A 12139-nucleotide genomic window follows, 5' to 3' on the forward strand; every position below is an offset into this window, starting at 1 on the left:
TTTCGTGCGCCATCGTGACGGAATTCCCGTCCCGCTCCGGTGGTTTCGGGACAAGAGCACGCCATGGGGGTGGGAGAGGCTATCGATGGGTGGAATCTTGTCGAACGGCCGCCCGGTGCAGCCGAGTTGCGTTCGATTCCGCGTCATCCGGACGGGCGGTGTGGATCAGGAAGCGGCCGCGAGCTTGCGTACCCGGTCCGCGTCACAGGTACGCGGGCAGGTCACACAGGTGTCCTCGGGGCGCAGGGTGTAGAAGAGGCAGCAGCTCGCCCGGTCCCGGGTCGGCAGCGACCGGCCGTCGGGTCCGGTCAGCTCGCGGAAGCCGGCCCCGCCGGCGTACGGCTTGGTCGTGCCCGGGAGCAGCAGTTCCAGCTCCGTCATCGCGCGGCGCTCCTCGCCCAGCAGATGCGCGATGTACCAGAGGCCCTCGACGATCTCGTCGGTCGCCATCCCCCACAGGGCACGCTTCCCGCGCCGCATGCGAGGCCCGAAGCCCTCCAGCACCGGACCGAGGTGCTCGGTCAGGGAGGCCAGGACCTCGGCCCGCAGCGCCGCCTCGTCCGCGACGACCCGGGCCCCGGGCAGTGTGGCGGCCGGGTCGTCCGGCAGGCAGGCGAACTCCCGGACCCGCACGGTCAGGTGCCCCAGGGCTCGCTGGAAGGCCACGTCCTCGACCGGGATCCGCACCACCCGGCGCTGCAGGAACCACGGCACCGTCACCAGCAGGCAGGCGGGCCAGGCGTACCGGTGCAGACCGAAGCTCGCCACCACGTCCGGACGGGCCTGCTGCCCGTAGTCGCGCAGCACCTGGGCGTTGTCCCAGGCGAGGAAGGCGTCCACGGCGTGACCGCCGGCCGCCAGCTCCGCCGCGCCGACCCAGCCCGCTCCGGACGGGGCTACGGCGTCGCCGTCGAGCACGTCGGCCCGCAGACCGGGGAACACCTCGGTCAGGCGGGCGTACGCGGCGGTCACGGGGGACGTCGCGGTGCCGGTGAACGGCGGGGAGAGGGTCATGCAGGGGACCACCGAATCGGGATCGTTTGCAGGTAAGGCTTACCTTACCCGATGCCGTCGATGTTTGAACCGCAGCCTCCTCCCTCTATCGTGCACAGGAGGTCCGGCGCACGCGAGTCGGCCCGCGGCAGGCGGAGGAGGTCCGGGTGGAGCAGGGCAGCGCGCGTGAGGGCGTACGTCCGGCGTACGCCCCCGGAGCGTTCTCGCGTGCTCCGGCGGACGGCCGGATGCCGGAGGCCCGGGTGCCGGAACAGGCCCGGGGCGAGCAGGCCGGGGCCGAGCGGGCCGGGGGGCGACCGGCCGACGGGGAGCAGGCCAGGGGCGAGCACACCCACAGTGAGCCTCCCGCGCCGCGTGTCGTCCAGCGCCACTCCGTGCGCGGCCAGATCCTGGACGCCCTGCGCGCCGCCCTCGTCGACGGCGAGCTGGTGCCCGGCCAGGTGTACTCCGCCCCCGCGCTCGGCGCCCGCTTCGGGGTCTCCGCGACGCCGGTGCGCGAGGCCATGCAGCGGCTGGCCGTCGAGGGAGCCGTCGAGGTCGTGCCGAACCGGGGCTTCCGGGTCAGCGAACGCGGCCCCCGCGAGCTGGCCGAACTGGCCGAGGTGCGGGCCCTGATCGAGGTGCCGGTGATGCTCGGCCTGGCCCGTACGGTCCCGGCGCACCGCTGGTGCGGCCTGCGCCCGCTGGCGGAGGCCACGGTCACGGCGGCGGCCGTGGGCGACCGGGCCGCCTACGCCGAGTCGGACCGGGCCTTCCACCGCGCGGTCCTCATGCTGTCGGGCAACGAGCAGCTCGTGGCCGTCGCCGACGAACTGCACCGGCGCTCCCAGTGGCCGCTGGTGTCGGGCCCCGCCACCCGCCGGGCCGATCTGCTGGCCGACGCCTCCGAGCACACCGCCCTGCTCGACGCCCTCGTCTCCCAGGACCTCGCCGTCGTCCAGGCCCTGGTCCGCGAACACTTCGCCGGCGCGGACCGCTGACCGGGTGAAGTCCGCGGCCGGGAGGAGGGCGTCGGACGCCCTGCCTCAGCTCGCCTCGGCGGTGCGCGGGGCCGGCGGCCCCAGGTAGGGGGCCAGCCAGGTGGGCACACCGCCGAGGAGCCGGAACAGCCGGCCCGCCTCGGCGCGCAGCCGCACCGCCTCCGGCTCCTCCACCGCCTCCGCGAGGGAGATCAGCGCCGGGGCCGTACCGACCAGGAACCCCAGCTCCTCCCGGATCCGCAGCGACTCCGCGAAGCCGTGCCGGGCCTCGGCGAGCTCCCCCTCGCGCAGGGCGAGCGCCGCCAGATGCCGCCAGGTGGACGAAAGCAGCAGCTCGTCGCCCCGGGTCGCCGCACCGGCGTGCGCCCGGCGGAAGGCGGCGCGCGCCGACTGCGGCGACTCCGCGATGTTCTGGGCGATCAGCCCGCGCCGGAAGTCCAGCAGCGGCCGGGCCGGGGACGCGGGGGCCAGCAGCGCCGCCGACCGGCTCAGCGCCACGCTCGCCTCGTCGGCCCGGTCCCGTACCGCCAGGAGGGTCGAGGCGTACGCCAGATGGCCCCGCTCGGAAGCGGCCGAACCGCGCTCGTCGTCGCTGCGGGCGATGGCCTCCGCCGTGCGCAGGGCGTCCTCGGCGTCGGTCCAGCCCTGTCCGGTGTAGAGACACCGCTCGGTCAGCAGCGCGGTGCGCTGGAGAGCGGAAGCCGGATCGGTGCTCGCGTGGCGCTCCAGCAGCGCGGCCGCGTCGGTCCAGCAGGCGCGTGACCGCAGCCGCCATACCGCGGTCTGGAGCGGCGGATCGTCATCTGCTGTCGTTCCGGAACCAGACATGGCGGTATGCGCCACATTGCCCTCCCCGAGCGCGCCATTGTGCTGTTGGGTACGGCGCATCTCAGCACGGAATGGCACGCCGGGCCAAGGGGTCCGGACAATGTCAGGTGAAAGATTTCACAATCGGCCGGAGCGCGACGGGTCGCCGCCGGGCCCCGTGCGCGGCCGGAAGATCAGCTCATGCGCAGGGCGAGGAAGAAGTCGAGCTTGTCCTCCAGGCGCGAAAGGTCACGCCCCGTCAACTGCTCGATTCGTCCGACGCGATAGCGCAACGTGTTGACGTGCAGGTGCAGCCGGGCCGCGCAGCGGGTCCAGGACCCGTCGCAGTCCAGGAAGGCCTCCAGCGTCTCGATCAGCTCCGCCCGGTGGCGCCGGTCGTAGTCGCGCAGCGGGTCCAGCAGCCGGGCGGTGAAGGCGCGCCGGACGTCGTCGGGGACGAACGGCAGCAGCAGCACGTGCGAGGCCAGCTCGTGGTGACCGGCCGCGCAGACCCGCCCCGGACGGGCCGCGGCCACCCGGCGGGCGTGCCGGGCCTCCTCCAGCGCGCCGCGCAGCCCTTCGGCGGAATGCACGGCCGCGCTGACACCCAGTGTCAGCCGGCCGTCGTCGGCGAGCCCCGCGGCGAGCGGTTCGCGCACCGAGGCGAGCAGCGCGTCGGCGTGCAGCCCGGGCTCCTCGTCGAGGGCGTCGGCGTCCTCGACGTCCGCCCGCGCCGCTTCGCCCGAAGCGCCTTCCTCGGGGCCCGGGGCCGCGGTGGTGGCCGTGGGCAGCGGCACCAGGGCGATGGCCTCCTCGCCCGTGTGGGCGACGGCGATCCGGTCGGCCGAGTCGGGGCCGCTGACCGCCGGGTCGACGAGGATCTCCTCCAGCAGCGCCTGGGCCACCGGACCGCTCGCGATGTCGCCCGCGGCGGCCGTCTGGCCCGTGGCGCCCCAGTCGACCCGGGCCACCACGACCTGCCACTGCGGGGCCACGCCGAGGCCGGGCAGCAGGACCGGTGCGGCGACCCGCAGCCTGGCCGCGATCTCGGCGGGGGCGGCGCCCGCCTGGACCAGCTCCAGCACCTCCTGGGCGAGCCTGCGGCGTACCGTACGGGCCGCGTCGCGGCGGTCGCGTTCGACCGCGATCAGCTGGGTGACGCCCTGGAGCAGATCGAGCCGCGCGGCGGGCCAGTCCGAGGCGTCCGCCTCGACCGCCAGCAGCCAGTCGGACAGCACCGACTCCCGTACGTCGCGGGCGGCCGGCACCGCGCCCCGGCCGGTGTTCCGGATCGGGAAGAGCGAATACGTCGTGCCGGCGACCGCCGCCCGGTGCGGACCCCGGCGGCCGGTACGGGTCGCGGCCAGGTGGTGCCCGGCCAGCGCCGCGCCCAGCGGTCCGGGCAGCGGGGCGCCCGCCCCGGCGATCTGGCGGCCGGTGGGGGACAGGACCCAGGCCCGCAGGTCCAGGTCGGAGGTGAGGAGGTCCAGGACCACCTCGGGGCCGCCGCCCGCCGGGCCCGAGGTCATCAGCCGGCGGTGCCGGTCCACCACGGCCGCCAGATCGCCCGCCCGCTCGCCGGAGACCTGGCGTACGACGTGCTCGGTGATCGTTGCGAAAGCCACGGTCTCGTTCACGGCGAAGAGAGGGAGGCGGTGGTGCCGGCACGCCTCGACCAGATCGGCGGGGATGTCGCGGAGCTCCGCCTCACCGGCCGCGAGACCGGCCACCCCGGCGCCCGCCAGGATCCGGACGAACGGCTCGGAGTCCGCCGCGTCCCGGCGCCAGGCGAGCCCCGTGAGCACCAGCTCTCCGCCGGAGAGATAGCGGCTGGGATCGCGCAGGTCGGTCGTCATGACGCCCCGGACCGTGCGGTCCAGCTCGTCCTCGCCGCCGAGCAGCCGCAGGCCCAGCGCGTCGGTCTCCAGCAGTGCGCGCAGCCGCATCTCGTCGCCGCCGATCTTTCCGTAGGGAGCAGGTGAGGTTCGTGGAAGTGCAGGTGAAGGTGGAAGTGGGTGAAGGAGGCCGTGGGGTGGGGGAGCCATGGGGCGAACGGGTATCTGTGGATTGCGGAGAGGTTACCGATTCCCGCCATTCGTTCGAATCTACAAGACGAGGACGGACACCAGCCAACTCCTTCAGTGTTTCGGTGACTGCACCGGCAGGAGCAGGGCTTGTGTACTGGGCCACACACCACGTGAACACCATATGAACGAGCCAGTCGAGGGCCGGCCGTCCCCCAGCCCCAGCGAACGACCCGATTGAGAAGAAGAGAGCCACTCATGGACTTCCTTCGCCCCGCCAGCTGGGAGGAGGCGCTCGCCGCCAAGGCCGAGCACCCCACAGCTGTGCCCATCGCGGGCGGCACCGATGTGATGGTCGAGATCAACTTCGACCACCGGCGGCCCGAGTACCTCCTGGACCTGAACCGCATCGGTGAGCTGTCCGAGTGGGAGGTGGGCCAGGAGAGCGTGCGGCTCGGCGCCTCCGTGCCGTACAGCAGCATCATGGAGCACCTGCGCGCCGAGCTGCCCGGCCTGGCGCTCGCCTCGCACACCGTCGCCTCCCCGCAGATCCGCAACCGGGGCGGCGTCGGAGGCAACCTCGGCACCGCCTCGCCGGCCGGTGACGCCCACCCGGCCCTGCTCGCGGCCGACTGCGAGGTCGAGGCCGAATCCGTACGCGGAACGCGGCTGATTCCCATCGACGCCTTCTACACAGGGGTCAAGCGCAACGCCCTGGAGCCGGACGAGCTGATCCGCGCCGTGCACATCAGGAAGGCCGACGGACCCCAGCAGTACTCCAAGGTCGGCACCCGCAACGCCATGGTCATCGCCGTCTGCGCGTTCGGCATCGCGCTGCACCCCGAGACCCGCACCGTGCGCACCGGCATCGGCTCCGCGGCCCCGACGCCCGTCCGGGCCAAGGCGGCCGAGGACTTCCTGAACGCCGCGCTCGAAGAGGGCGGGTTCTGGGAGAACGGCAAGATCATCACCCCCGCGATCGCCAAGCAGTTCGCCGCCCTCGCGTCCGGCGCCTGCAACCCGATCGACGACGTGCGCGGCACGGCGAAGTACCGCAGGCACGCGGTCGGCATCATGGCCCGCCGCACGCTCGGCTGGACCTGGGAGCAGTACCGCGGCGCGGGCCGCACGCTGGAAGGAGCTGCGTAACCATGCGAGTCAATTTCACGGTCAACGGCCGTCAGCAGGAAGCCGACGACGTGTGGGAGGGCGAGTCCCTCCTGTACGTCCTGCGTGAGCGCATGGGCCTGCCCGGCTCCAAGAACGCCTGCGAGCAGGGCGAGTGCGGTTCCTGCACGGTCCGCCTGGACGGCGTCCCGGTCTGTGCGTGCCTGGTCGCCGCCGGTCAGGTCGAGGGCCGCGAGGTCGTCACCGTCGAGGGGCTGGCCGACTACGCCAAGCACCGCGAGGACGCCCACCCCGGCGGCGGCTGCGCCGCCGGATCCTGCGGCACCACACTGGACGCCGCCAAGCGCTGGCAGTCCAGGCCCACCGACGGGCAGGCCGGCGAGGCCGCCCCGCTCTCCCCGATCCAGCAGGCGTTCATCGACGCCGGAGCCGTCCAGTGCGGGTTCTGCACCCCCGGCCTGCTGGTCGCCGCCGACGAACTGCTGGAGAACACCCCCTCGCCGTCCGACCAGGACATCCGTGAGGCGCTCTCCGGCAACCTCTGCCGCTGCACCGGCTACGAGAAGATCCTCGACGCGGTCCGCCTCGCGGCCGCCCGTCAGGAAGAGGCGGTCCAGTCATGACGACGCCCCCCAAGGCCCAGACCGTACCGGCCGGCACCCCCACCAAGATCACCCAGGGGTCGCCCACCAAGGGCGGCATCGGCGAGTCCACGCTCCGCCCCGACGGCACCCTCAAGGTCACCGGCGAGTTCGCGTACTCCTCCGACATGTGGCACGAGGACATGCTGTGGGGCCAGACGCTGCGCTCCACCGTCGCACACGCCGAGATCGTCTCCATCGACACCTCCGAGGCGCTCGCGACGTCCGGCGTCTACGCCGTGATGACCTACGACGACCTGCCCGCCGAGATGAAGAACTACGGCCTGGAGATCCAGGACACCCCGGTTCTCGCCCACGGCAAGGTCCGTCACCACGGTGAGCCGGTCGCGATCGTGGCCGCCGACCACCCGGAGACCGCGCGCCGCGCCGCGGCCAAGATCAAGATCGAGTACCGCGAGCTGCCGCTCATCACCGACGAGGCCTCGGCGACCGCTCCCGACGCCGTGCTCGTGCACGAGGGCCGCGACGACCACCACATCGGCCACGTCCCGCACCCCAACATCGTGCACCGCCAGCCGATCATCCGAGGCGACGCCGACGAGGCCGCGAAGCGGGCCGACGTCATCGTCACCGGCGACTACACCTTCGGCATGCAGGACCAGGCCTTCCTCGGCCCCGAGTCCGGCCTCGCGGTGCCCTCCGAGGACGGCGGCGTCGAGCTGTACGTCGCCACCCAGTGGCTGCACTCGGACCTCGGCCAGATCGCCCCCGTCCTCGGCCTGCCCGAGGAGAAGGTCCGCATGACGCTCTCCGGCGTCGGCGGGGCCTTCGGCGGCCGCGAGGACATCTCGATGCAGATCCACGCCTGCCTGCTGGCGCTCCGCACCGGCAAGCCGGTCAAGATCGTCTACAACCGGTTCGAGTCCTTCTTCGGACACGTCCACCGGCACCCGGCGAAGCTCCACTACGAGCACGGCGCCACCAAGGACGGCAAGCTCACGCACATGAAGTGCCGCATCGTCCTGGACGGCGGGGCCTACGCCTCCGCCTCCCCGGCCGTCGTCGGCAATGCCTCCTCGCTCTCGGTCGGCCCGTACGTCGTCGAGGACGTCGACATCGAGGCGATCGCGCTCTACACCAACAACCCGCCCTGCGGCGCGATGCGCGGCTTCGGCGCGGTCCAGGCGTGCTTCGCCTACGAGGCGCAGATGGACAAGCTCGCCGCGAAGCTGGACATGGACCCGGTGGAGTTCCGGCAGCTCAACGCCATGGAACAGGGCACCCTGCTGCCCACCGGACAGTCGTGCGACTCGCCGGCCCCGGTCGCCGAGCTGCTGCGCCTGGTCAAGTCCCGGCCGCTGCCGCCCGAGCAGCAGTGGCTGGCGGCGGGCAGCGAGGGCACCTCCGTCGACGTCCGCGCGCTGCCCGGCGGGCTCTCCAACACCACCCACGGCGAAGGCGTCGTGCGGGGTGTCGGCTACGCGGTCGGCCTGAAGAACGTCGGCTTCTCCGAAGGCTTCGACGACTACTCCACCGCCCGGGTCCGGATGGAGGTCATCAACGGCGAACCGGTCGCGACCGTGCACACCGCGATGGCCGAGGTCGGCCAGGGCGGCGTCACCGTCCACGCCCAGATCGCCCGTACCGAACTCGGCGTCAACCAGGTCACCATCCACCCCGCCGACACCCGGGTCGGCTCCGCCGGATCCACCTCCGCCTCCCGCCAGACGTACGTCACCGGCGGCGCGGTCAAGAACTCCTGCGAAGCCGTACGGGAGAAGGTCCTGGAGCTGGGCCGCACCAAGTTCGGCACCTACCACCCGGCCTGGGCCACCGCCGAACTCCTCCTGGAGGGCGGCAAGGTCGTCACCGACGGCGGCGAGGTGCTGGCCGACCTCGCCGACGTCCTGGAGGACGAGGCGATCGACATCGAGCTGGAGTGGCGCCACCGGCCCACCGAGGCGTTCGACCTGCGCACCGGACAGGGCAACGGCCACGTCCAGTACTCCTTCGCCGCGCACCGCGCGGTCGTCGAGGTCGACACCGAGCTCGGCCTGGTCAAGGTCATCGAACTGGCCTGCGCCCAGGACGTCGGCAAGGCGCTCAACCCGCTCTCCGTCCTCGGCCAGATCCAGGGCGGCACCCTCCAGGGCATGGGGGTCGCCGTGATGGAGGAGATCATCGTCGACCCGAAGACCGCGAAGGTGCGCAACCCGTCCTTCACGGACTACCTCCTGCCCACCATCCTCGACACGCCGACCATCCCCGTCGACGTGCTCGAACTCGCCGACGAGAACGCCCCGTACGGGCTGCGCGGCATCGGCGAGGCCCCCACCCTGTCGTCCACCCCGGCCGTCCTCGCGGCGATCCGGAACGCGACGGGTCTTGAGCTCAACAGGACACCGGTGCGGCCCGAACACCTCACCGGCGCCTGAGATCCTGCCGGGCGGCCTCCCACCGGTCGCCGCCCGGCAGTCTCCGAGCGGTCCCCCCCGAACTCTCCGGGCGGTGCGCAGCGCCGAGAACGTCACACTTTTCCGCACCCCGCACCGTCCGGAGGCACCAAGTACCGCACCGCTCGCGGTTCTTCACCGTGCCGAGCGCACGGCATCGCCTCACGGACCATCCGTGCCGCCGGCACATCCGTTCTGCTTCACCGTCCGTCCCGGCCGTCCCCGGGTCGTGCAGCCGACGCAGTCATCCCAAATCCCGCATTCAGGAATCTCCAAGCGGGTGCCCCTGTGAACCTTGGGAGTCAGGCATCATGACCCAGCAGTCAGTGGAACCGAAGACCAGCGCGGAGGCCGCGGGCCCCGGCTCGCGCGTCCCCGCCGGAAGATCATGGCTCGACCGGTACTTCCACATATCCGAACGAGGATCCACCGTCGCGCGCGAGCTGCGCGGCGGCGTCACGACCTTCATGGCCATGGCGTACATCCTTCTGCTCAACCCGCTGATCCTGGGCGGGGAGGACCTCAACGGCAACCTCCTCAGCCAGCCCGGCCTGATCACCGCGACCGCCTTCGCGGCGGCCGCGACGACCCTGCTCATGGGCTTCGTCGGCAAGGTGCCCCTGGCGCTCGCCGCCGGGCTCAGCGTCTCCGGCGTGCTCGCCTCGCAGGTCGCGCCCAACATGACCTGGCCGCAGGCCATGGGCATGTGTGTGATCTACGGTGTGGTGATCTGCCTCCTGGTGGTCACCGGCCTCCGCGAGATGATCATGAACGCGATCCCGCTCGCGCTCAAGCACGGCATCACCATGGGCATCGGGCTCTTCATCGCCCTCATCGGCCTCTACAAGGCCGGATTCGTCCACCAGGGCGAGGCGACCCCCGTCTCCCTCGGCCCGGCCGGTGAACTCGCCGGCTGGCCCGTCCTCATCTTCTGCGTGACCCTGCTGCTCATCTTCATGCTCCAGGCGCGCAACATCCCCGGCGCGATCCTCATCGGCATCGCCGTCGGCACCGTGGTCGCGATCGTCATCAACGCGATCGTCGACATCGACCCCAAGACGTGGAGCAGCGGCCCGCCGGAGCTGGAGGGCAGCGCGGTCTCCGCCCCCGACTTCTCGCTCTTCGGGAACGTCGAGTTCGGCGGCTGGGGAGACGTCGGGGTGATGACGGTCGGCATGATCGTCTTCACCCTGGTGCTGGCCGGCTTCTTCGACGCGATGGCCACCATCATCGGCGTCGGCACCGAGGCCAAGCTCGCCGACGACAAGGGCCGTATGCCGGGCCTGTCCAAGGCGCTGTTCATCGACGGCGCCGGCGGCGTGATCGGCGGTGTCGCCTCGGGCTCCGGCCAGACGGTCTTCGTGGAGTCGGCCACCGGCGTCGGCGAAGGGGCCCGGACCGGGCTCGCCTCCGCCGTCACCGGCCTCTTCTTCGCCGCCTGTCTCTTCTTCACCCCGCTCACCGCGATCGTGCCGACCGAGGTGGCCTCCGCCGCCCTCGTCGTCATCGGCGCGATGATGATGCAGAACGCCCGGCACGTGGACTGGAGCGACCGCTCGGTCGCCATCCCGGTCTTCCTGACCGTGGTCCTGATGCCCTTCACGTACACCATCACCACCGGTGTCGCCGCGGGTGTCATCGCGTACAGCGCCATCAAGCTCGCCCAGGGCCGGGCCCGCGAGGTCGGGGCCTTCATGTGGGGGCTGACGGTGATCTTCATCGTCTTCTTCGCCCTCAACCCGATCGAGAGCTGGCTGGGCGTCCACTGACGCCCGAGCCCCCTTCACGCCCAAAGGAGACACGCCATGCTGGACATCGCCGAGGAGCTGCACCGGTGGGTCTCGCAGGGACGCGAGTTCGCCGTCGCCACCGTGGTGGCGGTCGGCGGCAGCGCGCCCCGGCAGCCAGGAGCCGCCCTCGCCGTCGACCGCGACGGCACGGCCATCGGTTCGGTGTCCGGCGGATGCGTGGAGGGGGCTGTCTACGAACTGTGCCAACAGGCTCTGGACGACGGGGAATCCGTTCGCGAGCGCTTCGGCTACAGCGACGAGGACGCCTTCGCGGTCGGTCTGACCTGCGGCGGCGTCATCGACATCCTGGTGACACCGGTACGGACGGACGACCCCGCCCGCCCGGTGTTCGCCGCCGCGCTCGCGGCCGCCGCCGAGGGGACGGCGGCCGCGCTGGCACGCGTCACGGACGGACCCGGGGAACTGCTCGGACTCCCGCTCCTGGTCCGCGCCGACGGCAGCCACGAGGGCGGGCTCGGCGGCCACCCGGCGCTCGACCGGACCGCCGCCGCCGAGGCCCGCGCCCTGCTCGACGCGGGCCGCACCGGGCCGCTCGCCATCGGCGCGGAGGGATCCCGCTGCGGACGGCCCATCGAGCTGCTGGTCGAATCCAGCGTTCCGCCGCCGCGCATGATCGTCTTCGGTGCCATCGACTTCGCCGCCGCGCTGGTCCGCGCCGGGAAGTTCCTCGGCTACCGGGTCACCGTCTGCGACGCCCGACCGGTTTTCGCCACCGAGGCACGCTTCCCCGAGGCCGACGAGATCGTCGTCGACTGGCCCCACCGCTACCTCGCCGGGACCGCGACCGACGCGCGCACCGTGCTCTGCGTCCTCACCCACGACGCCAAGTTCGACATACCGCTGCTGGAGGCCGCCCTGCGCCTCCCGGTCGCGTACGTCGGCGCGATGGGCTCCCGCCGCACCCACCTGGACCGCGACGACCGGCTGCGCGAGGTCGGCCTCACCGACCGTGAACGGGCGCGGCTGCACTCGCCGATCGGGCTCGACCTGGGCGCCCGTACGCCGGAGGAGACGGCCCTGTCCATCGCCGCCGAGATCGTCGCGGTCCGGCGCGGCGGCAGCGGCGTACCGCTCACCGGGGCCCATACCCCCATTCATCACGACAGCAGCGGACAGCCGCTCGCCTCGGTGGCCTGAAACGTCCGTCAACAGCCTGTCCACCTCGGGCGGGTTACCGCCACGGCGGTTTCCCGCCCGACCGCAACGCAGCGGTCTTCCCGGATTTGCCGGTAGATCAACTGCATGACTTCTTCCCCCTCCTCCGTTCCCGGCCGGGCGAGATCCGCCCGCCCAGGACGCAGAGCCCTGCTCCTGGCGACC

The 12139-nt window shown here is 72.4% G+C and carries 9 protein-coding genes; 6 read left to right on the forward strand and 3 right to left on the reverse strand.

The genetic code is table 11. The annotated features are described in order from the left end of the window. Positions 1–165 precede the first annotated feature (165 nt). A complete protein-coding gene (locus IE272_RS15745) occupies positions 166–1014 on the reverse strand; it encodes a (2Fe-2S)-binding protein (RefSeq protein WP_098893144.1) in 849 nt (282 codons plus the stop codon). Positions 1015–1160: 146 nt separating this feature from the next. Between IE272_RS15745 and IE272_RS15750 the strand changes: the two genes are divergently transcribed. Then, positions 1161–1994 carry a GntR family transcriptional regulator gene (locus IE272_RS15750; protein ID WP_050357269.1) on the forward strand — a complete coding sequence of 278 codons (834 nt, stop codon included), beginning with the start codon at positions 1161–1163 and terminating at the stop codon, positions 1992–1994. A 45-nt stretch (positions 1995–2039) separates the two neighbouring features. On the opposite strand, the gene IE272_RS15755 is transcribed toward IE272_RS15750, so the two are convergent. Together IE272_RS15755 and IE272_RS15760 are read right to left on the reverse strand one after the other, a co-directional pair. Continuing rightward, positions 2040–2822 (reverse strand): hypothetical protein, encoded by a 783-nt coding sequence (locus tag IE272_RS15755; protein ID WP_050357270.1) that lies wholly within the window; start codon positions 2820–2822, stop codon positions 2040–2042. A 173-nt stretch (positions 2823–2995) separates the two neighbouring features. Beyond that, complete coding sequence (locus IE272_RS15760) at positions 2996–4747, reverse strand: PucR family transcriptional regulator ligand-binding domain-containing protein (protein WP_073959800.1); 1752 nt, start codon at positions 4745–4747, stop codon at positions 2996–2998. A 336-nt stretch (positions 4748–5083) separates the two neighbouring features. Here IE272_RS15760 and IE272_RS15765 point away from each other — a divergent pair, with 336 nt between their 5' ends. The 5 genes from IE272_RS15765 to IE272_RS15785 all read left to right on the forward strand — a co-directional run bounded on the left by IE272_RS15765 (position 5084) and on the right by IE272_RS15785 (position 11956). After that, entirely contained in the window at positions 5084–5974 is an 891-nt protein-coding gene (locus IE272_RS15765; RefSeq protein ID WP_050357272.1) for an FAD binding domain-containing protein, read from the forward strand. A 2-nt stretch (positions 5975–5976) separates the two neighbouring features. Beyond that, positions 5977–6576, forward strand: a complete 600-nt coding sequence (locus IE272_RS15770; RefSeq protein ID WP_056698214.1) for a (2Fe-2S)-binding protein — start codon at positions 5977–5979, stop codon at positions 6574–6576. Next, complete coding sequence (locus IE272_RS15775; protein ID WP_190007121.1) at positions 6573–8990, forward strand: xanthine dehydrogenase family protein molybdopterin-binding subunit; 2418 nt, start codon at positions 6573–6575, stop codon at positions 8988–8990. Before IE272_RS15770 ends, IE272_RS15775 begins: the two co-directional genes overlap by 4 nt. 329 nt (positions 8991–9319) lie before the next feature. After that, positions 9320–10777: an NCS2 family permease gene (locus tag IE272_RS15780; protein WP_190007122.1), complete on the forward strand. Its 1458-nt coding sequence runs from the start codon at positions 9320–9322 to the stop codon at positions 10775–10777. A 36-nt stretch (positions 10778–10813) separates the two neighbouring features. Then, on the forward strand, positions 10814–11956 hold the full coding sequence (locus tag IE272_RS15785; RefSeq protein WP_190007123.1) for an XdhC family protein: 1143 nt from the start codon (positions 10814–10816) through the stop codon (positions 11954–11956). Positions 11957–12139 lie beyond the last annotated feature (183 nt).

Origin of the sequence: Streptomyces anulatus, assembly GCF_014650675.1 — a bacterium.
GTDB lineage: Bacteria > Actinomycetota > Actinomycetes > Streptomycetales > Streptomycetaceae > Streptomyces > Streptomyces anulatus.

Bases quoted from the DNA above. Each gene is read 5' to 3' on its own strand.
- IE272_RS15770 (WP_056698214.1), top strand. From the start codon at position 5,977: ATGCGAGTCAATTTCACGGTCAACGGCCGTCAGCAGGAAGCCGACGAC.
- IE272_RS15765 (WP_050357272.1), top strand. From the start codon at position 5,084: ATGGACTTCCTTCGCCCCGCCAGCTGGGAGGAGGCGCTCGCCGCCAAG.
- IE272_RS15780 (WP_190007122.1), top strand. From the start codon at position 9,320: ATGACCCAGCAGTCAGTGGAACCGAAGACCAGCGCGGAGGCCGCGGGC.
- IE272_RS15785 (WP_190007123.1), top strand. From the start codon at position 10,814: ATGCTGGACATCGCCGAGGAGCTGCACCGGTGGGTCTCGCAGGGACGC.
- IE272_RS15755 (WP_050357270.1), bottom strand. From the start codon at position 2,822: ATGTCTGGTTCCGGAACGACAGCAGATGACGATCCGCCGCTCCAGACC.
- IE272_RS15775 (WP_190007121.1), top strand. From the start codon at position 6,573: ATGACGACGCCCCCCAAGGCCCAGACCGTACCGGCCGGCACCCCCACC.
- IE272_RS15760 (WP_073959800.1), bottom strand. From the start codon at position 4,747: ATGCGGCTGCGCGCACTGCTGGAGACCGACGCGCTGGGCCTGCGGCTG.
- IE272_RS15745 (WP_098893144.1), bottom strand. From the start codon at position 1,014: ATGACCCTCTCCCCGCCGTTCACCGGCACCGCGACGTCCCCCGTGACC.